The organism is Roseivivax sp. GX 12232 (genome assembly GCF_021272185.1).
Classification (GTDB): domain Bacteria; phylum Pseudomonadota; class Alphaproteobacteria; order Rhodobacterales; family Rhodobacteraceae; genus Roseivivax.
Genome location: NZ_JAJSEC010000001.1, coordinates 46,036 through 67,457 on the forward strand (window position 1 = coordinate 46,036; position 21,422 = coordinate 67,457).

The 21,422-nt window shown below is 69.3% G+C and carries 18 protein-coding genes; 6 read left to right on the forward strand and 12 right to left on the reverse strand.

Annotated elements, in window-relative coordinates:
• Together LR948_RS00205 and LR948_RS00210 are read right to left on the reverse strand one after the other, a co-directional pair.
• Entirely contained in the window at nt 1-2,946 is a 2,946-nt protein-coding gene (locus LR948_RS00205; protein ID WP_232751899.1) for a helicase-related protein, read from the reverse strand.
• 18 nt (nt 2,947-2,964) lie between these two features.
• Nucleotides 2,965-3,489 (reverse strand): tetratricopeptide repeat protein, encoded by a 525-nt coding sequence (locus tag LR948_RS00210; RefSeq protein WP_232751900.1) that lies wholly within the window; start codon nt 3,487-3,489, stop codon nt 2,965-2,967.
• A gap of 122 nt (nt 3,490-3,611) precedes the next feature.
• Here LR948_RS00210 and LR948_RS00215 point away from each other — a divergent pair, with 122 nt between their 5' ends.
• The 5 genes from LR948_RS00215 (at nt 3,612) to LR948_RS00235 (ending at nt 9,876) form a co-directional block, all read left to right on the forward strand.
• On the forward strand, nt 3,612-3,902 hold the full coding sequence (locus LR948_RS00215; RefSeq protein WP_232751901.1) for an SCP2 sterol-binding domain-containing protein: 291 nt from the start codon (nt 3,612-3,614) through the stop codon (nt 3,900-3,902).
• Nucleotides 3,902-4,885: an alpha/beta fold hydrolase gene (locus tag LR948_RS00220; protein ID WP_232751902.1), complete on the forward strand. Its 984-nt coding sequence runs from the start codon at nt 3,902-3,904 to the stop codon at nt 4,883-4,885. Before LR948_RS00215 ends, LR948_RS00220 begins: the two co-directional genes overlap by 1 nt.
• 190 nt (nt 4,886-5,075) lie before the next feature.
• Nucleotides 5,076-6,107 (forward strand): ligase-associated DNA damage response exonuclease, encoded by a 1,032-nt coding sequence (locus LR948_RS00225; RefSeq protein WP_232751903.1) that lies wholly within the window; start codon nt 5,076-5,078, stop codon nt 6,105-6,107.
• Complete coding sequence (locus LR948_RS00230; RefSeq protein ID WP_232751904.1) at nt 6,104-7,702, forward strand: ATP-dependent DNA ligase; 1,599 nt, start codon at nt 6,104-6,106, stop codon at nt 7,700-7,702. The genes LR948_RS00225 and LR948_RS00230 overlap by 4 nt, the downstream gene beginning before the upstream one ends.
• Before the next feature lie 362 nt (nt 7,703-8,064).
• A complete protein-coding gene (locus tag LR948_RS00235) occupies nt 8,065-9,876 on the forward strand; it encodes a M3 family oligoendopeptidase (RefSeq protein WP_232751905.1) in 1,812 nt (603 codons plus the stop codon).
• A gap of 188 nt (nt 9,877-10,064) precedes the next feature.
• On the opposite strand, the gene LR948_RS00240 is transcribed toward LR948_RS00235, so the two are convergent.
• From LR948_RS00240 to LR948_RS00270, 7 genes are all read right to left on the reverse strand, one after another.
• Entirely contained in the window at nt 10,065-10,334 is a 270-nt protein-coding gene (locus LR948_RS00240; protein WP_232751906.1) for a DksA/TraR family C4-type zinc finger protein, read from the reverse strand.
• Nucleotides 10,335-10,485: 151 nt separating this feature from the next.
• Nucleotides 10,486-12,126 (reverse strand): choline dehydrogenase, encoded by a 1,641-nt coding sequence (gene betA, locus LR948_RS00245; protein WP_232752610.1) that lies wholly within the window; start codon nt 12,124-12,126, stop codon nt 10,486-10,488.
• A gap of 77 nt (nt 12,127-12,203) precedes the next feature.
• Nucleotides 12,204-13,661, reverse strand: coding sequence for a betaine-aldehyde dehydrogenase (betB, locus tag LR948_RS00250; protein ID WP_232752611.1), 1,458 nt, complete (start codon nt 13,659-13,661; stop codon nt 12,204-12,206).
• 12 nt (nt 13,662-13,673) lie between these two features.
• Nucleotides 13,674-15,182, reverse strand: coding sequence for a choline-sulfatase (betC, locus tag LR948_RS00255; RefSeq protein WP_232751907.1), 1,509 nt, complete (start codon nt 15,180-15,182; stop codon nt 13,674-13,676).
• Between the two features lie 164 nt (nt 15,183-15,346).
• Nucleotides 15,347-15,544, reverse strand: a complete 198-nt coding sequence (locus tag LR948_RS00260) for a hypothetical protein (RefSeq protein WP_232751908.1) — start codon at nt 15,542-15,544, stop codon at nt 15,347-15,349.
• Between the two features lie 120 nt (nt 15,545-15,664).
• Nucleotides 15,665-16,567 (reverse strand): DMT family transporter, encoded by a 903-nt coding sequence (locus tag LR948_RS00265; protein ID WP_232751909.1) that lies wholly within the window; start codon nt 16,565-16,567, stop codon nt 15,665-15,667.
• Nucleotides 16,568-16,612: 45 nt separating this feature from the next.
• Complete coding sequence (locus tag LR948_RS00270; RefSeq protein ID WP_232751910.1) at nt 16,613-17,206, reverse strand: LysE/ArgO family amino acid transporter; 594 nt, start codon at nt 17,204-17,206, stop codon at nt 16,613-16,615.
• A 118-nt stretch (nt 17,207-17,324) separates the two neighbouring features.
• Between LR948_RS00270 and LR948_RS00275 the strand changes: the two genes are divergently transcribed.
• A complete protein-coding gene (locus LR948_RS00275) occupies nt 17,325-18,065 on the forward strand; it encodes a YebC/PmpR family DNA-binding transcriptional regulator (RefSeq protein WP_232751911.1) in 741 nt (246 codons plus the stop codon).
• A gap of 221 nt (nt 18,066-18,286) precedes the next feature.
• Here LR948_RS00275 and LR948_RS00280 read toward each other — a convergent pair whose 3' ends face one another.
• The 3 genes from LR948_RS00280 to fabF all read right to left on the reverse strand — a co-directional run bounded on the left by LR948_RS00280 (nt 18,287) and on the right by fabF (nt 21,342).
• On the reverse strand, nt 18,287-18,802 hold the full coding sequence (locus LR948_RS00280; protein WP_232751912.1) for an asparaginase domain-containing protein: 516 nt from the start codon (nt 18,800-18,802) through the stop codon (nt 18,287-18,289).
• The gene (gene mltG / locus LR948_RS00285; RefSeq protein ID WP_232751913.1) at nt 18,799-19,959 is read right to left on the reverse strand and encodes an endolytic transglycosylase MltG; all 1,161 of its coding nucleotides are present in this window, start codon (nt 19,957-19,959) and stop codon (nt 18,799-18,801) included. The genes LR948_RS00280 and mltG overlap by 4 nt, the downstream gene beginning before the upstream one ends.
• A 123-nt stretch (nt 19,960-20,082) precedes the next feature.
• On the reverse strand, nt 20,083-21,342 hold the full coding sequence (fabF, locus tag LR948_RS00290) for a beta-ketoacyl-ACP synthase II (RefSeq protein WP_232751914.1): 1,260 nt from the start codon (nt 21,340-21,342) through the stop codon (nt 20,083-20,085).
• Nucleotides 21,343-21,422 lie beyond the last annotated feature (80 nt).

Sequence of the window (21,422 nt, forward strand, 5' to 3'; positions counted from 1 at the left end):
TCAGGACTTGCCCTTGTTGAACCCCGAGAGCGCCGCGGCGAAGGGGTTGTCGGGGTCGATCTTGTCCTTCTTCGGCGGGCGCGCCTCGTAGTTCTTGGCCTGCTGCGGCGGGCGCTTGCCCTTCGGCTTGCCCTTGCCCTTGGGCGGGCCGCCCCGGCCCTGCGGACGGCCCTTGCCGCCGCGGTCGCGGTTGCGGTTGCCGGCCCAGGTGAAGGTGTAGAAGACCTCGATCTCGGGCCCGGCGACGGCGGCGTCGGGGGCCTCGCCCAGCGGCGTCTCCTCGGGCGGGGTCTCGGCGACCGGGGTCTCGGGCACATCCTCGGCCGGCTCTGCGGCCAGCGGCGCCTCGCCGTGATCGGCGATCTCGGCGACCTTCTCCTCGGCCGGGTCCTCGGCGGGGGCCGCCGGGGCCTCGGCCTCGCCGGTCACCGCGCCGGGCTCGATGGCCTCGGGCGTGCCCTTGTCGAAGACCGGAGCGTCCTCGGCAGGCGCGGCCTCGTCCTCGGCGGCATCGGCGCCGGCTTCGGTGGACGCGCCCTCCTCGACCGGGACGGCGGCATCGACCGGCTTCTGCTTGGCGCGTTCGCCCTTCTCGGCGCGGTAGCCGAGGCCCTCCATGAGGTCGGCGAACTGCTCCAGCGTCAGCCCGGTGATCGAGAGCATGTCGGCGGTGGCCTCGAAGCCGCCGCGGCTGTCCTCGACCCGCACGAGGTCGGCCAGCCGCTCGAGCATGTCGATGCGGATCGCCCGGGTGCCGGCCTTGCGGTAGCCCATGATCGCGAACTCGTCCTGCGGCGTGCCCTGGTCGGCGGGCACGGTCACCAGCCCCGGCGGCGGCGCCTCGGGGAAGGTGTCGCGGCCCTGCGCGAGGCTCCAGAGCACCAGCCGCAGCCGGGTCGGCGCGGGTTTCAGGAGAAGCGGCATGAAGATGGTGAACTGGCCGAAGCGGATGCCGTGCTTGCGCAGCGCGCCGCGGGCCTCCTGGTCCAGCGCCTTGACCTCGTCGGCGACCTTGGCGCGCGGGATGACGCCCATGGCCTCGATCATCTGGAAGCCGAAGCCCTTGGCGAGCCCGGTCAGCGCCTCGTCGCGCTGGATGTTCATCAGGGGCTCGAAGAGCGCCGCGACCTTGCGGTCGATGAAATGCTGCAACCGGCGCTCGACCTTCTGGCGCACCTCGGGGCCCGCCTCGTCGTCGACGAAGGCCGCCACGCGGGGCTTCATCGGATCGTCGCCGCGCTCGAGCTTGCCGACGGCCTGCTCGCCCCACATCAGACCGCCCTGTTCGGTAAAGTCGATCTCGGTGTCGGGAGCGTTGTAGAACCGATCCGCGCGCAGATGGAAATGCGGCGCAAGCGCCTGAAGCGACGCGGATTTCAGCGTCTTCGCCTCTTCGCCCTTGGCGTCCTTGTCCTGCCGGAAGCGGAACCCTTCGAGACGGCCGATAAACTCGCCCTCGACGGTCACTTCACCCTTGTCGTTCACTTCGGCCAAGAGGGCCTCCTTCTGCTTCAACCGGCGGAGCAACACGCTGGTCCGCCGGTCCACGAATCTCTGTGTCAGCCGCTCGTGCAGCGCGTCTGACACCCTGTCTTCTACCGCCCGCGTCCGGTCTCGCCAATGGGTCTCGTCGGAGACCCAGCCACGGCGTTGCGCGACGTAGGTCCATGTGCGGATATAGGCCAGCCGTTTCGACAACATGTCGATGTCGCCGTCGACCCGGTCGATGCGGTGCACCTGCCGCGCGATGAAATCGTCCGGCACGGTGCCGCGCTCGTGCAGATGCCGGAAGATAACGTCAAGCAGGCCCGCGTGTTCCGCCTGGCTGATGCCGCGGAAATCGGGGATCCGGCAGACATCCCACAAGAGTTGCACCGACCGCGCGTCGCTGGCCCGGGCGCGGATTTCCGCCCGCGTCGCGAGCTCCTTCAGCGCCTTGAGGTCGTCGGCCTCGCGCGCCTTCAGAAGCAGCGGATCCTCGCTGGCCGCCTCGAGCGAGGCGATCAGCGCCTCGGGCGTGCCGAAGGAGAGCTTCGGGTTGCGCCACTGCAGCTTGCGCAGCGGCGTGAAGCGGTGGTTGCAGATCGCCTCGGCGACCTCGTCCTCCAGCGGCGGCGCCTCGCCGGTCACGCCGAAGGTGCCGTCGCGCATCCCCCGGCCCGCGCGGCCGGCGATCTGCGCCAGCTCGTTCGGCGCCAGGGGCCGCATCCGCCGCCCGTCGAACTTCACCAGCGAGGAGAAGGCAACGTGGTCGATGTCCAGGTTGAGCCCCATGCCGATGGCGTCGGTGGCGACCAGGTAGTCGACCTCGCCATTTTGATAAAGCGACACCTGCGCGTTGCGCGTGCGCGGGCTGAGCGCCCCCATGACCACCGCCGCGCCGCCCTTCTGGCGGCGCAGAAGCTCGGCGATGGCATATACATTCTCAACCGAAAATCCGACAATCGCGGTGCGGGGCTTGATGCGGCTTGTCTTTTTCGAACCCGTGTAGCTCAGCTGGCTCATCCGCTCCCGGCGCATGAACTCGCAGCCCGGGACCAGCTCGGCGATCGGCCCGCGCATGGTGTCGGAGCCCATGAACAGCGTCTCGTGGGTGCCCCGCATCCGCAGGAGCCGGTCGGTGAAGACATGGCCGCGCTCGGGATCGGCGCAAAGCTGGATCTCGTCGATGGCGACGAAATCGGTGCCCATGCCCTCGGGCATGGCCTCGACGGTGCAGACCCAATAGGCGGCGCGCGGCGGCACGATGCGCTCTTCGCCGGTGACCAGCGCCACCACCGAGGGGCCGCGGGCGGCGACGATCTTGTCGTAGACCTCGCGCGCGAGCAGCCGCAGCGGCAGGCCGATCATGCCGGTGCGATAGCCCAGCATCCGCTCGATGGCGTAATGCGTCTTGCCGGTATTGGTCGGGCCGAGAATGGCCGCGACCCGCGAGTTCATGAGCATGTAACGCCCTTTGGCCGATCAGAGGCGATACCCGTTCGCGAGGAGGTCGAGCCGCGTCAGCGCATTGGTCACACGTTCGTCGAAGGGACGCAATGCGTCCGCGGCGTCATAGGCGCGGTAGGCCCGCTGGGCATCGCCCAGGTGTTCGAAGATCGCGCCGAGCCCCTGCAAGGCCCCGTAATGGTTGGGATTGAGCGCCAGCGTCCGCTCCAGCGCATCGGCCGAAAGCCCCAGCCGGTCCTGCGCGTAATAGGCCTGGGCCAGGGTGTGCCAGCCCTCGGCGAAGCCCGGCGCATGGTCGGTCAGCGCGCGCAGGTGCTCGACCGCGCGGTCAAGCTCCTGCACCTCGAGCGCGTCGCGCCCGCGGCGCAACAGAAGGTCCATGGCCGCCGAGCCGGATTTCGACCATTCCAGCTCCAGCTCGCGTTCGAGCCGGCGCGCCTCGGCCGGGGTCTCCGCGGCGCCGAGGTCGCGCAGAAGTTCCGCCGCGCGCTCGCTGCCGCCCTCGGCCTGGCCAAGTGACGGAAGGGAAAACGCCAGCACGGCCAGAAATGCCGTGACGGTAGATTTGAATTTCGCGCGCGGCCTAATCATGGTGCCAAGGAGGATAGCGCGGCCGCGCGGCTTGTGAACACCCGCGCGCGATCACATGGAGGACACCACGCATGAGCGACACGATCACCGAGGCGGTCTCGGCCTTGAACGCCAAGATGGACGGCCAGGACATCGGCGGCACCGTCAAGTTCGACATCGAGGGCGAAGGCACGATCATCATGGACGACAACGGCGCCCGCGCCGCGGATGAAGACGCCGATGTCACCATGACCGCCGATGCCGACACCTTCCGCGAGATCCTCGAGGGCGAGATGAACCCCACCGCGGCCTTCATGTCGGGCAAGCTGTCGATCGACGGCGACATGGGCCTGGCGATGAAGCTGGCGGGCGTCCTCTCCTGATGGCCGAGACGGCCCCCTTCCTGGCCCAAGAGGCCGAGGGGCCAGAGGGCGCGCGCGCGCTCTGGGTGGCGGCCGTGGACGGCACGCGCCTGCGCATCGGGCATTACCCCGGCGGCGCGGCGGGCACGGTGCTTCTCTTGCCCGGCCGCACCGAATACATCGAGAAATACGGCCGCACCGCGGCCGATTTCGCCCGCGCGGGCTATCACACGCTGACCATCGACTGGCGCGGCCAAGGGTTGTCGGACCGGCTTCTGACCGATGTCCGCACCGGCCATGTGCATGTCTTCGACGACTACCAGCGCGACCTCGACGCCGCGCTGAGCTGGGCCGAGGCCGAAGGTCTGCCGAAGCCTTGGCACCTGCTTGCCCACAGCATGGGCGGCTGCATCGGGCTGCGGGCGCTGATGAACGGCCTGCCGGTGGCGGGCGCGGGCTTCACCGGGCCGATGTGGGGCATCCGCATCTCGCCCTTCATGCGGCCCGCGGCCTGGGCCCTGTCCTGGAGCTCCTCGCGGGTGGGGCTGGGCCATACCATCGCGCCCGGCACCAGCCCCGACAGCTACGTCGTGGCCGAGACCTTCGACGACAACCTGCTGACCCGCGACCGCGAGATGTATGACTACATGCGCGCCCAGGTCATCGCCGAACCGGGCTTGCAGCTCGGCGGGCCCTCGCTGCGCTGGCTGAACGAGGCGCTGGTCGAATGCCGGACGCTGGCGCGGATGCCGGCGCCGGACTATCCCTGCCTGACCTTCGTGGGCTCGAACGAGCGCATCGTCGACGTGCCGCGCATCGCCCAGCGTATGGCGGGCTGGCCGGGCGGACGCCTGGTCACCGTGCCCGGCGGCGAACACGAGGTGCTGATGGAGGGCCCCGAGGTCCGGGGCGAGATCACCGAGGCGCTGATCGCCCATTACGACGCCGCCGGGGCTTCTACCCGCGAGGAAGAGAACGGCGGGCCGCAAAGCGCGCGGGCCTGAGGGGCCCGGGCCGGGCCTCGCACCAGATGCGCGGGCCTGAGGGGCGCGGACCTGGCCCTGCGCCTGACGCGCCGGGCTACAAGCGCGAGCCCCGCCGTTGGCACGACGTCTCGGCCCGACACAGCGGCCAGCGCAAAGACCGCCCCGCCCGCCTCTGGCGCGGCCCTCCGCCTGCCCTATCATGGCCCTCATGGCCGAGCCCGTCCTCACCTTCACCGACCGCGGCATCTACTGCCCCGCGGGCGATTTTTTCATCGACCCCTGGCGCCCCGTCGACCGGGCGCTGATCACCCATGGCCATGCCGATCACGCCCGGCTCGGTCATGCGCGCTACCTCGCCACCGAGGTCGCCGCCCCGGTCATGCGCTACCGGCTCGGCCAGATCGACCTCGAGACCATCCGCTTCGGCGAGACCACGCGCATCGGCGATGCCGAGGTCAGCTTCCACCCCGCCGGCCACATCCCCGGCTCGGCGCAGATCCGCGTCTCGGTCGGCGGCGAGACCTGGGTGGTCTCGGGCGACTACAAGACCGCGCCCGACCGGCTGTCCGAACCCTTCGAGCCGGTGCGCTGCCACACCTTCATCTCCGAATGCACCTTTGGCCTGCCGGTCTTCAAATGGCGCCCCGAGGAAGAGGTGGCGGGCGAGATCAACGCCTGGTGGCAGGCCAATGCCGCCGCCGGCGTGACCTCGGTCCTGGGCGCTTATTCGCTCGGCAAGGCGCAGCGGGTGCTGACCCTGCTCGATCCTGAGACAGGCCCGATCCTGACCCATGGCGCGGTGGAGGCGACCAATGCCATCCTGCGCGACCAGGGGCTGGCGCTGCCCGCGACCGCCCAGGTGTCGGAGGAGAACGACCCCAAGAAAACCCCGGGCGCGCTGGTCATCGCGCCGCCCTCGGCGCTTGGCACGCCCTGGATGCGGCGCTTCGGGCCTTCGAGCCAGGCCTTCGCCTCGGGCTGGATGGCCCTGCGCGGGGTGCGGCGGCGGCGCGCCATGGACCGCGGCTTCGTCGTCTCCGATCACGCCGACTGGGAGGGGCTGCACGAGGCGATCCGCGAGACCGGCGCGGAAAAACTATACGTCACGCATGGTTACACCGAGATCTTCGCGCGCTGGCTGAACGCCAGCGGCTGGGACGCCGAGGTGCTGCAGACCGAGTTCGGCACCGAGGAAGCCGAGGAGACCGCGCCCGCATCCGACAGCGGGGCCGCGGCATGAAGGACTTCGCCGCGCTCTTCGCCGCCGTCGACCAGACCACCCGCACCAGCGCCAAGACCGCCGCGCTGGCGCGCTATTTCACGCAAGCCTCGGACGCCGACAAGCTCTGGACCATCGCGCTTTTTTCCGGCCGCCGCCCCAAGCGCGCGGTGACCACGACGCAGCTGCGCGAATGGGCGGCCGAGCGCGCGGGCATCCCGCTCTGGCTGCTCGAGGAGAGTTACCCGATCGTCGGCGACCTCGCCGAGACCATCGCGCTGGTCCTGCCGCCGCCCGGGGCGGAGAGCGACCTGCCGCTCTCGGAGTGGATCGCCGAGCTGCGTGCCCTGCCCGGCCTCGAGATCGCCGAGCGCCGGGCGCGCATCCTCTCGGCCTGGGACCGGCTCGACACCACCGAGCGCTTCCTTTTCAACAAGCTGATCACAGGCGGCTTCCGCATCGGCGTCAGCCGCAAGCTGATGACCCGCGCCCTGGCCCGCGCCACCGGCCAGGAGGAGGCGGTTCTGGCGCATAAGCTCATGGGCGCCTGGCAGCCCGCCGAGACCAGCTATCACGCGCTGATCGAGGCCGAGGACCCCGCCGCCGACGCCTCGCGGCCCTATCCCTTCTACCTCGCCTACCAGCTCGACGAGGGCCCCGAGAGCCTCGGGCCGCCCGCGGACTGGCAGGCGGAATGGAAGTGGGACGGCATCCGCGGCCAGGTGCTGATCCGCGGTGCCGAGCATCACGTCTGGTCGCGCGGCGAGGAGCTGATGACCGACCGTTTCCCCGAGCTCGCGCCGCTCCGCGACTATCTGCCAGAAGGCACGGTGATCGACGGCGAGATCGTCGCCTGGGACGCGGCGACTTCGATGCCCCTGCCCTTCAACACGCTGCAGGCCCGGATCGGGCGCAAGACGGTGCCGAAGAAGCTCCTGCGCGAGGCGCCGGTGATCCTCCTGGCCTATGACCTCCTGGAGGACGGCGGCGCGGACATCCGCGACACGCCGCTGGCCGAGCGCCGCGCGCGGCTCGAGGCGCATCTGGCCGAGGTGCCGCCCGAGGCGCCGATCCGCCCTTCGCCGCGCATCGATTTCACCGATTGGCAGGCCCTTGCCCGCCACCGCGCCGAGGCCCGCGAGATGCGCGCCGAGGGCGTCATGCTGAAGCGCGCAGGCAGCCCTTATCTCTCGGGCCGCAAGAAGGGCGACTGGTGGAAATGGAAGCTCGACCCGCTGACCATCGACGCGGTGATGATCTACGCCCAGCAGGGCCACGGACGGCGGGCGAACCTCTTCACCGATTTCACCTTCGCGGTCTGGGACGGCGAGGCGCTGGTGCCCTTCACCAAGGCCTATTCCGGGCTCACCGACGCCGAGTTCCGCCAGATCACCGCCTGGGTGCGCAAGAACACCCAGAACCGCTTCGGCCCGGTGCGCCAGGTGACCCCGGAGCATGTCTTCGAGATCGCCTTCGAGGGCATCTTCGAAAGCCCCCGCCACAAGTCCGGCGTCGCCCTGCGCTTTCCCCGCATGTCCCGCTGGCGCCACGACAAAGCCGCGGGCGAGGCCAACACGCTGGCGGACCTGAAGGAGATGCTGGCGGCTTACGGGTGAGGTCGTTGGGTGCTGTTGTGAGCGCGGCGCGGGGTGTGGCGGGGGCGTGTCGGCATTTTTGTTTGTGGGGGGCTCTGCCCCCTCTTCGGGCCTGCGGCCCGAATTCACCCCCGAGGGTATTTGGACAAGCTGAAGGGCAAGAGGCGGTGCGCTTTAAAGCCCGGCGGGGGGTGCGGGTGGTTGGCGGAGCTGGGTCGTGCGCTTTGGGGCCGTGCCGGGGGCGCGGGTATTTGGCGGTTGCGGGGCGCGCGGGCGGCGCGGTGGCGGCCGGTCTGCCTTGTCGTGGCGCGCCCTGCGGGGCTTGAACCCGGCTGGCGCGCGCGCCACCTTGAGCGGCAAGACCGACACCCATGGAGAACCTGATGACCCCACGCCCCGTCTTCGACGCCGACGCCCACCAGAAAGGCCAGGACCTGGGCGACCTGCCGGTCTGGGATCTGAGCGATCTCTACGCCGCGCCGGATGCGCCCGAGTTCAAGCGCGATCTCGACTGGCTGGAGGCCGCCTGCCGCGACTTCGCGGCGGATTACGAAGGCAAGATCGAGGGCCTCGACGCCGCGGGCTTCGCCGAGATGATCGGCCGGCACGAGACCATCGAGCGGGTCGCGGGGCGCATCATGTCCTACGCCGGGCTGCGGTATTACCAGAACACCACCGATGCCGAGCGCGCCAAGTTCCTCTCGGACGCGCAGGAGAAGATCACCGTCTACACCACGCCGCTGGTCTTCTTCTCGCTCGAGCTGAACCGCCTGGGCGACGAGCATTACGCGCAGCTCTTCGAGGATGCCGCGCTGGCGCGCTACAAGCCGGCCTTCGACCGCATCCGCGCGATGAAGCCCTACCAGCTCTCCGACGAGATGGAGAAGTTCCTGCACGACATGGGCGTGGTCGGCGACGCCTGGGAGCGGCTCTTCGACGAGACCATCGCCGGGCTGACCTTCGAGGTCGCGGGCGAGACCCTGGGCATCGAGGCGACGCTGAACGGCCTGACCGAACAGGACCGCGCCACCCGCGAGGCGGCGGCCCGCGCCCTGGCCGAGGTCTTCGGCCAGAACATCCGCACCTTCGCCCGGGTCCACAACACCCAGGCCAAGGAGAAGGAGGTCATGGACCGCTGGCGCGGCATGCCCAGCCCGCAGACCGGGCGGCACCTGGCCAATGACGTCGAACCCGAGGTGGTCGAGGCGCTGCGCGACGCGGTGGTGGCCTCCTATCCCGATCTCTCGCATCGCTACTACGAGCTGAAGCGCAAGTGGCTGGGGCTCGAGCGGATGCAGGTCTGGGACCGCAACGCCCCCCTGCCCATGGAGGAAACCCGCCGGGTCGGCTGGGAGGAGGCGCGCGAGACGGTGATGAACGCCTATGGCGCCTTCGACCCGCGCATGGCCGAGATCGCCGAGCCCTTCTTTACCAAGGGCTGGATCGACGCCGGCGTCACCCCGGGCAAGGCCCCGGGCGCCTTCGCCCATCCCACGGTGACCGACGCGCACCCTTATGTGCTGCTGAACTACCTCGGCAAGCCGCGCGACGTGATGACGCTTGCCCATGAGTTGGGCCACGGCGTGCACCAGGTGCTGGCCGCCGACCAGGGCGAGATGCTGAGCCAGACGCCGCTGACCCTGGCCGAGACCGCCAGCGTCTTCGGCGAGATGCTGACCTTCCGGCGGATGCTGGCCAATGCCAAGGACGACGCCGAGAAGAAGGTGCTCCTGGCCGGCAAGGTCGAGGACATGATCAACACCGTCGTGCGGCAGATCGCCTTCTACGACTTCGAGTGCAAGCTGCACGAGGCGCGGCGCGGCGGCGAGCTGACGCCCGACGACATCAACGCGCTCTGGATGAGCGTTCAGGCCGAGAGCCTCGGGCCCGCCTTCGACTTCATGGAGGGCTACGAGACCTTCTGGGCCTATATCCCGCACTTCGTGCATTCGCCCTTCTACGTCTATGCCTATGCCTTCGGCGACGGGCTGGTGAACGCGCTTTACGCCAATTACGAGGACGCGCCCGAAGGCTTCGAGGAGAAGTATTTCGAGATGCTGCGCGCCGGCGGCTCGAAGCATCACACCGACCTCCTGGCGCCCTTCGGGCTGGATGCGACGGACCCGGCCTTCTGGCAGAAGGGCCTGTCGATGATCTCGGGCTTCATCGACGAGCTGGAGGCGATGGAGGGCTGAAGGCCCGCGCCCGCGTAAGGCGCGGTTTTGCGGGACCGGGGGGAAGGCTGCGCTGCTGTCATACGGCAGTGCGACCCAAGCCCGGTCTCCGCCCCTCCCGACCGGCGGCGCGCGATCTCAAGCCTTGAGGCACGCGCGGCCCCTGCACTCAGATCCGGCGCCGCGTGGCGCCCCCCCCCACGCCAAGCCTACTTCAGCTGGCTGTCCTTCGAGCCGCGGCGGTTCACGCCGCCGCGCGCCGCGGGGCGGCCGTCGCGCTCGGACTGGCAGTCGATGCAGAGCTTCACCCCGGGCAGCGCCTTGCGGCGCTTCTCGGGGATCGGCTCGTCGCATTCCGCGCAATGGGTCAGGCTCTCGCCCTCGGGGGCGCGGCGGGCGCGTATCCGCGCCAGCTCGTCGCTGATCGAGGCCTCGATCTGTTCGCTCACCGCGCCGTCGCGGGTCCATCCTCCGGCCATGGCGTGCCTCCTTGCCTGCCATGAAGGCTAGGCCGGGCGGCGCCTTTCGCCAAGGGGCCAGCCCCCCGGACAGACAAAGGCCGCCGCCGTGGGTGCCCGGCGGCGGCCTTTGCTCCTTGGCGTGGGGGCCGCAGGGGCTGCCCCCTGCGCCTCAGCGTTGCGCGGTCTGCCACTCGGGATGCACCCAGGGCGCGCTGTTCTCGGGCGGCAGACGGCGGCCAAGCACATGGTCGGCGATCTTCTCGCCCACGAGGATCGACGGGCCGTTGAGGTTGCCGTTGGTGATCCGCGGGAAGATCGAGCTGTCGGCGACGCGCAGGCCCTCGACGCCGATCACCCGGCCCTCGGGGTCGACCACCGCCTCGGGGTCGTCGGGCCGGCCCATGCGGCAGGTGCCGCAGGGGTGATAGGCGCTTTCGACATGCTCGCGGATGAAGCCGTCGAGCTCTTCGTCGCTTTGCAGCTCGGCGCCCGGCTGGATCTCGAAATCGGCGTAATCGGAGAAAGCCTCCTGCGCGAAGATCTCGCGGGTGAGCCGGATCGCGGTGCGGAAGTCCTGCCAGTCCTTGTCGTGGCTCATGTAGTTGAACCGGATCTTCGGCGCCGCCTCGGGATCGGCGGAGCCCAGGCTGACCGAGCCGCGCGAGGGCGAGCGCATCGGGCCGACATGGGCCTGGAACCCATGCCCCTCGGAGGCCGCCTGCCCGTCGTAGCGCACCGCCAGCGGCAGGAAGTGATACTGGATGTCGGGGTAGTCGACACCCGGCGCGCTGCGGATGAAGGCCGCGCTTTCGAACTGGTTCGAGGCGCCGGGGCCGGACTTGTTCAGCAGCCAGCGCAGCCCGACGTAGGCCTTCCCGAAGAGGTTCCAGTAGCTGTAGAGGCTGACCGGCTTCTTCGAGGCCATCTGGATGTAGAGCTCGAGGTGGTCCTGCAGGTTCTGCCCGACGCCGGGACGGTCGGCGCGGACCTCGATGCCGTGTTCGGCCAGATGCGCCGCCGGGCCCACGCCCGAGAGCATCAGGAGCTTCGGCGAGTTCAGCGAGGAGGCGGCGAGGATCACCTCGCGGCTGGCGCGCACGGTCTCGACCGAAGCGCCGCGGGCGATCTCCACGCCGCTGGCGCGGCCCTCCTCGAAGGTGATCCGGCGGGCGAGGCCGCGCACCACCTGCGCGCCCATCTTCTCGGCCGGGCGCAGGTAGGCATGGGCGGCGGACCAGCGGCGGCCCTTGTGGATGGTGGCCTCCATCGGGCCGAAGCCTTCCTGCTTCTCGCCGTTGTAATCCTCGGTGGTCTCATAGCCCGCCTGGGCTCCGGCCTCGACGAAGGCGCGGGTCAGCGGGTTGTTGCGGGGCCCGCGGCTGACGTGCAGCGGCCCGTCGGTGCCGCGCCAGCCCTCCTGGCCGCCGTGGCTGGTTTCCATGCGCCGGAAATAGGGCAGCACGTCGGCATAGCCCCAGCCGTCGGCACCCTGGTCGCGCCAGTGGTCGTAGTCGCGCGCGTGGCCGCGCACGTAGACCATGCCGTTGATCGAGGAGGAGCCGCCCAGCACCTTGCCGCGCGGGCAGGCCAGCCGGCGCCCGCCGAGGTGCGGCTCGGGCTCGGACTGGTAGCCCCAGTCGTAGCGCGACATGTTCATCGGGTAGGAGAGCGCGCCCGGCATCTGGATGAAGGGGCCGCCGTCCCAGCCGCCGTGTTCGATCACGATGACCGACTTGCCGGCCTCGGCCAGCCGGTAGGCCATTGCACAACCGGCGCTGCCCGCGCCGACGATGACGTATTCCGCCTGCATGTTGAAACCTCCGTGGAAGCTGTCCCGGCGGCGCAAGGGGCCCTCCCCCTTCGCGCCGCCGGGGCGAAAGCCAGCGCCTAGAAGGGCGCCTCGACGCGGCCCATCCGCACGTAGACGGACTTGAGCTGCGAGTAATGGTCGATCGCCGCCTTGGCGTTCTCGCGGCCGACACCGGACATCTTCACGCCGCCGAAGGGCATCTCGACCGGCGCGTCGTTGTAGGAATTGATGTAGCAGGTGCCCGCCTCGAGCCGGGAGATGACCCGGTGCGCGCGGCTGATGTCGCGGGTGAAGACCCCCGCCGACAGCCCGAAGGCCGTGTCGTTGGCGCGGGCGACGGCCTCCTCTTCGGTCTCGAACTCGAAGACCGACAGGACCGGGCCGAAGATTTCCTCCTGCGCGATGGTCATCTCGTCGGTGACCCCGTCGAAGAGCGCCGGCGTCATCCAGTAGCCCGCGCGGTCGAGGGTCTCGCCGCCGCAGACCAGCCGGGCGCCTTCGGCTTTGCCCTTCTCGAGGTAGCCCTGCACGATCTCGAGCTGGCGGGCGCTGACGAGCGGGCCGAAGTTGGTGTCTTCGTCCATCGGGTCGCCGATCACCGCGCCGCCGAGGCGCTCCTGCATGCGGGCGATGAAGCGGTCCTTCAGGCCCTTCTGGACGAAGACCCGCGTCCCGTTCGAGCAGATCTGCCCCGAGGAGTAGAAGTTGCCCATGATCGCGCCGCCGACCGCGTCGTCGAGATCGGCGTCATCGAAGACCACCATGGGGGACTTGCCGCCCAGTTCCATGGTCACATGCTTCAGGCTGTTGGCGGCGGCGGCATAGACCTTGCGGCCGGTCGGCACCGAGCCCGTGAGCGAGACCTTGTCGACCTTGGGGTGGGTGGTCAGAGCCGCGCCGACCGAGCCCGCGCCCTGCACCACGTTGAAGAGGCCCGCGGGCAGGCCCGCCTCGATCAGGATCTCGGCGACCTTGAGCGCCGAGAGCGGCGTGGTCTCGGAGGGCTTGAAGATCATCGCGTTGCCGCAGGCCAGCGCCGGCGCGGCCTTCCAGCAGGCGATCTGGGTGGGATAGTTCCAGGCGCCGATGCCGACGCAGAGGCCCAGCGGCTCGCGCATGGTATAGGCCCAGTCCTCGCCCAGCGGGATATGCTCGCCGGTCAGCCCCGCGGAGATGCCGCCGAAATACTCCAGCGCATCGGCGCCCGAGGTCGCATCGGCCACCAGCGTCTCCTGCAGGGGCTTGCCGGTGTCCTGGGTCTCGAGGACCGAAAGCGCACGGTTGCGCTCGCGCATCAGCGCGGCGGCGCGGGCCAGCACCCGGCCGCGCTCGCGCGGCGGGGTCGCGGCCCATTCGGCCTGCGCCCGGCGGCCGCTTTCCACGGCCTTGGCGATCACCGCCTCGGTGGCCTCATGCACGCGGGCGATCACCTCGCCGGTGGCCGGATAGACCACCTCGATCTCGGCGCCGGCGGTGTCCTCGACATAGGCGCCGTCCACGAAGTGGCTGGCTTTCGGTTGGGGGTCGTATCTCAGCTCGTCCATCACTTATTCGCCTCTCGGAAAGCGTTGATTTTCCTCGACAACATTGAGGTCCATGTGGTTGCGCATGTAGCGGTCCGAGGCCTCTCGGAGGGGTTGGTAATCCCAGGGGTAATAGCCGCCCTCGCGCAGGGCCTCGTAGACCACGCGGCGCCGGGCCTGGCTTTCGCGCACCTCGGCGTCGAAGGTCTCGAGGTCCCAGCGCAGCGCCGCGGCCTTGCGGAACTCCTCGAGCACCTCGGCGTGTTCCGGCGCCTCGGCCAGGTTCTCCTGTTCGTGCGGGTCGGCCTCGAGGTCGAAGAGCTGCTCGGGGTCGAGCGCGCAATTGGTGTATTTCCACCGCCCCGCGCGCAGCGCGACCAGCGGCGAATAGGAAGCCTCGGCGGCATATTCCATCGCCACCGGCGAGCGGCGCGCGCCGCCCTTGCCCAGGGGCACCAGGCTTTCGCCGGTGGTCCAGGGCATGACCTCCTCCATCGAGACGCCGGCCAGCTCGCAGAGCGTCGGGCAGAGGTCGATGGTGGAGACCGGCGCAGTGACCTGGCCCGGGGTCATCCCGGGCGCGGAGACCATGAGCGGCACCCGCGCGGAGCCCTCGAAGAGGCTCATCTTGAACCAGAGGCCGCGCTCACCCAGCATGTCGCCGTGATCCGAGACCAGGACCACGATGGCCTCCTGCCGGGTGCGCTCGAGCACGTCGAGGATGCCGCCGATCTTGTCGTCCAGGTAGGAGATATTGGCGAAATAGGCCCGGCGCGAGCGGCGCACGTCCTCGCGGGTGATCTCGAAGCTGCGCCAGTCGTTGGCGTCGAAGATGCGCTGGGAATGCGGGTCGTGGTCCTCGTAGGGCAGCGCCGGCACCTCGGGGTCGAGATGGTCGCAGTCCTCGTAGAGGTCCCAGTATTTCTTCCGCGCGACATAGGGGTCGTGCGGATGGGTGAAGCTGACGGTCAGCATCCAGGGCCGCGCGTCATGCCCGCGCGACAAGTCGTAGAGCTTCTGCTCGGCCTGGAAGGCGACGTCGTCGTCGTATTCCATCTGGTTGGAAATCTCGGCCACGCCCGCGCCGGTGACGGAGCCGAGGTTGTGATACCACCAGTCGATGCGCTCGCCGGGGCGGCGGTAGTCCGGGGTCCAGCCGAAATCGGCGGGGTAGATGTCGGTGGTCAGCCGGCTCTCGAAACCGTGCAGCTGGTCGGGGCCGACGAAATGCATCTTGCCCGAGAGGCAGGTCTGGTAGCCCGCCCGGCGCAGGTGGTGGGCATAGGTCGGAATCGCCGAGGGGAACTCGGCGGCATTGTCATAGACCCCGGTCTCCGAGGGCAGCTGCCCGGACATGAAGGCCGCCCGCCCCGGCGCGCAGAGTGGCGAGGCGGTATAGGCATTGGCAAAGCGCGTCGAACGCGCCGCCAGCCGCTTGAGGTTGGGCGCGTGCAGCCAGTCGGCCGGGCCGTCGGGAAACAGCGTGCCGTTCAGCTGGTCGACCATCAGGACAAGTATGTTCGGACGGGACATGGGTCGCCTCTTCCTTCCACGGGATGCCGGGTGCGGGAGAGAAGCTAGGCATTTCTGATTGACTCGTCAATCAATACCCGGGGCGGAATGCCGCCGAAGACAAAGAAAAAGCCCGGTCGCGGATGCGGCCGGGCGTCAGAAATCGTGGTATGTCATGTGGTTGTTCAGTCCTCGATATGGCCGATCACGCACATCTGCGGCAGGCGCGCGACCTCGTATCCGGCCTCGGTCTGGCGCAGGTTGTAGCCGAACCCGCGCATCCGGAAGCGCCATTCGGTGTCCGAGACCACCTTGCACCGCTCCTGCAGGGCGAAGTGGCGGATGTCGTCGAAGTTCTCGGTCAGTGTGTTCTCTGCAAACATGGGTCAACTCCGTATCCAAAACACTGGGAACAAGCCCGATGCCCCGAGGATCGGCGCGAATTGGGGCAATACGGTGCCCAAGGCGTGATTATTTATGGAACGGAAACAGTCAAAGCGGGGCTAATGTTTTGTCGCATGGATCGGCGGGGTGACCCCCTGCCGCTTCAGCTGCGCCTCGCGCCAGGTGATGAAGCTCACCGCCGCGATGATGATGCCGCCGCCGAAGATCACCCAAGGATCGGGCGGCTCGGCGAAGAACAGCGCCCCAAGCGCCACCGACCAGACGAGCTGCAGGAAGGTCACCGGCTGGGTCACCGTGACCGGTGCCGCCGCGAAGGCCAGCGTCATGGTGTAATGCCCCGCCGTGGCGAAGGCCGCGACGGCGAAGAGAAAGCCCAGCTCGGTCCAGCTGGGCCAGACCCAGTTCAGAAGCGCAAAGGGCATCAGCGCCAGCATCACCGTGACCGACAGGAAGGCCACCACCACCGGGGCCTCGGTCTCGTCCGAGAGGATCTTGGCCAGGAGGTAGCTGCCCGAGAAGGTGCCCGCGGTGATTAGCATGGCAAAATGCCCGGGGTCGAGCTCGCGGAAGCCCGGGCGCAGGATGAAGAGCGCGCCCGCCAGTGCCGCGCAGATCGCCAGGATGCGCCGCGCGGCGATCTTTTCGCCCAGAAGCAGCACCGCCAGCACGCTCACCCCGATCGGGTTGAGGTAATTTAGCGCCGTCACCTCGGCGATGGGAATGCGGGTCATGGCGAAGAACCAGCAGATCACCCCCGCCGCATGGGCCGCGCCGCGCAGGGTGAAGAGCCCCAGCTGCCGCTTGGTGAGCCGCGTCGCCGCCAGCACCCGCCAGAGCGGCAAGAGGAAGACCAGCCCCATGAGATAGCGCAGGAAGGCCATCTCGGCCGCCGGGATGCGCGGGCCGAGGGTCTTCACGAGCGCGGTGACCATCACGAAGCAGAAGCCCGTCACGACCATCCAGAAGATGCCTCGGAGCGGGCTTTGGGGCTTTTCCGTCATGCGGTGCATCAAGCGCGCGGGCGCGGCGGATTGCAAGGGCGCGCGCTACCCAAGAAGCAGCGAAGCCGCGATTGCGAACATCGTGCAGCCGACCAGCGCATCGAGCACCCGCCAGGCCCGGGGCCGCGCGAAGACCGGCGCGAGAAGCCGCGCGCCGAAGCCCAGAAGGAAGAAGAAGGTGAAGGAGGCGGTGACCGCGCCGGCCCCGAAGAGCACCGGCGCCGCGTATTGCGCCGAGATCGCGCCCAGCAGCACCACCGTGTCGAGGTAGACATGCGGGTTCAGCCAGGTCAGCGCCAGGCAGGTCAGGAGCGAGGCCCGGAGGCTCGGCGCGGCGTCGCCCGCGCGCATCCCCTGCCCGCCCCGCCAGGCCGCCCTCAGCGCCAGGGCGCCATAGACCACCAGGAAGGCCGCGCCGCCGTAGCGCATGACGCCCACGAGCCAGGGCGCGCGGTCGACCAGCACCCCGAAGCCCGCGACCCCCGCGGTCACAAGCAGCGCGTCCGAGATCGCGCAGGTCAGCACCACCGGCAGGACGTGCTGGCGCAACAGCCCCTGGCGCAGAACGAAGGCGTTCTGCGCGCCGATGGCGAGGATCAGGGAGAAGCCGAGCGTGAAGCCCGCGAAGGCAGCCTGCATGGCGCCCAGTTCTGGCCGCTCGGGCCCGGCGAGACAAGCGGTTTTGCGCCCTTGCCCCCTGCCCCCGGTAGCCCGTATATGTCCCCAGATTTTCAGACATCACCCGAATGAGGCAATCATGGCCGGCCATTCCAAATGGGCGAACATCCAGCACCGCAAGGGACGGCAGGACGCCGCCCGTTCGAAGCTCTTCTCCAAGCTCTCCAAGGAGATCACCGTCGCCGCCAAGATGGGCGACCCGGACCCCGAGAAGAACCCGCGCCTGCGCATGGCGGTGAAGGAAGCCAAGGGCCAGTCGATGCCCAAGGACAACATCGAGCGCGCGATCAAGAAGGCGACCGGCGGTGACGGGGATTCCTACGAGGAGATCCGCTACGAGGGCTACGGCCCGAACGGCGTCGCGGTGATCGTCGAGACGATGACCGACAACCGCAACCGCACCGCCTCGAACATCCGCTCCACCTTCTCGAAGAACGGCGGCAACATGGGCGAGACCGGCTCGGTCGGCTTCATGTTCGAGCGCAAGGGCGAGGTGGTCTATCCCGCCGAGGTCGGCAACGCCGAAGAGGTGCTCGAGGCGGCGATCATGGCCGGGGCCGAGGACGTGGAAAGCTCCGAGGACGGGCATATCGTCTGGTGCACCGACACCGACCTCAACGATGTCTCCAACGCGCTGGAAGAGGCGCTGGGGGAATCCGAGACCACCCGGCTGGTCTGGAAGCCGTCCAACACCACCGAGCTCGACCTGGAGGGGATGCAGTCCCTGATGAAGCTGGTCGACGCGCTGGAGGACGACGACGACGTGCAGCGCGTCACCACCAACTTCGAAGCCTCCGACGAAGTCATGGCGCAGCTCTGAGCCGCGCCTGCCCGAGACATGAAAAACCGGCGCGGGGGGGCCCGCGCCGGTTTTTTCTTTGGTGGGGTTTGGTGGTCGGGCCGCTTTGCCGGGGTTCTGGTGACCGGGCCGTCATGTCGGGCCAACGCCCGCGCGGCTATTTCTGAGAAAGGGATGGCGCCCGGGCCCACGCCCCGCAGCTCTCCGATCTCCATAGGGCCGGTCGCGCCCGCCCGCCCCGCTCAGAGGTCGAAGCGCCCCTGCTCCACGTTCTTGTCGAGCCGCTCGGCCGGGAAGACCCGGCCGTTCATCACGCCCCAGACACCGGGGCCGAGGATCTGCGCGGCCACCACCGCGCCGCCGAGGTTGAACTCCCCGTCCGAGGCATAAAGCGAGAAGGGCCGCATCGCGCCGGTGAGCACCACGGTCTTGCCCGTGCCCTCGATCTGCGGCGCAAGATCGCGCGCCGTCTCGCCCATGGTGCCGGTGCCATGGGTCACGACCAGCGCGGGCTCGGGCGCGCGCAGCACCGCCTCGGCGATGGCGGCGCGGTCGGCGGCGTCGAAATAGAGGCTGTCCTTCAGGAGCACCTTCTCGACCTCGGCGAAATGGCACCGCCCGATGCGCAGCATCTCGGGCAGATGCGTGGCCCCGTCGGGCGAGAAGCCCAGGCCCTCGGTCCGGGGGTCATGCACCTTGTCGATCGTCCCGCCGGTCACGAGGACGCGCAGCGCACGGGCCTCGGGCGCACCGCTCACTGGCTCTCGCTCGCGCGTTCGGCCTCGATGGCGCGCCAGCGCGCGACGTTGTCGTTGTGCTCGGCCAGGGTCTGGGCGAAGGCATGCCCGCCGGTGCCGTCGGCCACGAAGAACAGGTAGTCCGTCAAAGCCGGGTTCAGCGCCGCCCGGATCGACGCCCGGCCCGGGTTGGCGATGGGCGTCGGCGGCAGCCCGTCGATCACATAGGTGTTGTAGGGCGTCTCGCCGCGCAGCTCGGACTGGCGCAGCCCGCGGCCCAGCACGCCCTCGCCGTTGGTGAGCCCGTAGATCACCGTCGGGTCGGTCTGCAGGCGCATGCCCTCCTCGAGCCGGTTCACGAAGACCGAGGCGACCTGCGGGCGCTCTTCGGGCACGCCGGTCTCCTTCTCGACGATGGAAGCCAGGATCAGCGCCTCCTCCGGGGTCTCGATCGGCAGGCCGTCGGCGCGGTTGGCCCATTCCTCTTCGATGATGATCTCCTGCGCGCGGCGCATCCGGTCGATCAACTCGGCCCGGCTGTCGCCCTCGGAGACCTCGTAGCTGTCGGGCGCGAGCGAGCCCTCGGGCGGCACCTCGACCTCGCCGTCGAGCACGTCGACGGATTTCAGCTCCTCGACCACCTGCCAGGAGGTCACCCCCTCGGCCAGCGCGATGCGGTAGCGGGTGTCGGCGCGGCCGCGCACCTCGGTATAGGCCTCGGGCGCGGGAGCCTCGGCGGCGGGGTCGAACTCGGCCAGCTCCACGAAGCGCCCGGTGGCGGGATCGAGCTCGCGCACCTCGACCTCGGCCGAGGTCACGCCGATGCGGTAGACCACTTCGGTGCCGCAGGTGGAGGCGCCGCCGCGGGTCACGATGTCGACGATCTCGCGCATCGAGGAATTTTCCGGCACCAGGTAGCTGCCGGCCTTCAGCTCGGCGGTCTTGTCGCTGTAGTCGGCGCCCAGGCGGAAGATCGTGGGCGAGCTGACCGCGCCGCGTTCGGCGAGGTTCTGCGAGACCCGGGACATGTTGGTGCCGCGCGGCACCTCGAGGCAGATCGGCTCGGACAGGGGGCCCGCGCCGTCATACTGCTGCTGTCCCCAGATCAGCACGCCGCCGAAAAGGAAGATGATCACGACCAGGAAGGTCAGCGCGTTGGAGGCGATGTTGCGCCACATGGGTCTCTGCCTGCTCTCGTTCTTGTCACCACGCCGCCCCGGCCCGGCCAGGGGCGGCACGGCGCGTTTATCGCCCGGATGGCGCCGCCGGGAAAGTCCGGCGGGCTGCTCTGCGGGCGGGAATCAGCCGACCTTGCCGAAGATCACGCTGGCGTTGGTGCCGCCGAAGCCGAAGGAGTTCGACAGCGCATAGGTGATCTCGCGCTCGCGCTTGGCGTTGGGCGCGAGGTCGACCTTGGCCTCGACTGCGGGGGTGTCGAGGTTGATCGTCGGCGGCGCCACCTGGTCGCGGATCGCCAGGATCGAGAAGATCGCCTCGATCGCGCCGGCGGCGCCCAGAAGGTGCCCGGTCGCCGATTTGGTCGAGGACATGGTGACCCGCGGGGCGGCCTCGCCCAGGAGCCGCTCGACCGCGCCCAGTTCGATCACATCGGCCATGGTCGAGGTGCCATGGGCGTTGATGTAGTCGATCTCGCCGGGTTCGAGGCCCGCGTTCTTCAGCGCGGCGCGCATGGAACGCTCGCCGCCCTCGCCGTCCTCGGCCGGCGCGGTGATGTGATAGGCGTCGCCCGAGAGGCCGTAGCCCTTGACCTCGGCGTAGATCTTGGCGCCGCGCGCGACGGCGTGGTCGTAGTCTTCCAGCACCACGACGCCCGCGCCCTCGCCCATGACGAACCCGTCGCGGTCGGCGTCATAGGGGCGGCTCGCGGTCTCGGGCGCATCACCGCGCTTGGTCGAGAGCGCCTTGCAGGCGTTGAAGCCCGCGATGCCGATCTCGGAGATCGCCGCCTCGGCGCCGCCGGCCACCATGACGTCGGCATCGCCGTGCTGGATCAGCCGCGAGGCGTCGCCGATGGCATGGGCGCCGGTCGAGCAGGCGGTCACCACCGAGTGGTTCGGCCCCTTGAAGCCGTAGCGGATCGAGACCTGGCCCGAGATCAGGTTGATCAGCGCGCCGGGGATGAAGAAGGGCGAGACCCGCCGCGGACCCTTCTCGCGGATCAGAATGGCGGTCTCGGCGATGGAGTTGAGCCCGCCGATGCCCGAGCCGATCATCACGCCGGTGCGCAGGCGGTCCTCTTCCTCCTCGGGCATCCAGCCCGAATCCTTCACCGCCTGGTCGGCGGCGGCCATGCCGAAGAGGATGAACTCGTCGACCTTGCGCTGCTCTTTCTTCTCCATGAAGGCATCGGGATTGAAGGTCCCGTCAGAGCCGTCCCCGTAGGGCACTTCGCAGGCATAGGTGGTGGCCAGATGCGAGGCATCGAACTTGGAGATCGTGCCCGCGCCGGACTTGCCGGCCAGGAGCCGCGACCAGCTCTCCTCCATGCCCGAGGCCAGGGGTGTGACGAGGCCCATTCCGGTGACGACGACTCGACGCATGGCGTGCCCTTTTCACTTCAGCATTCCTGTTCGGGCAGGCTCTTACCGGTTGGCCCGTTTCGGGGCAAGGGCGGCGTCCC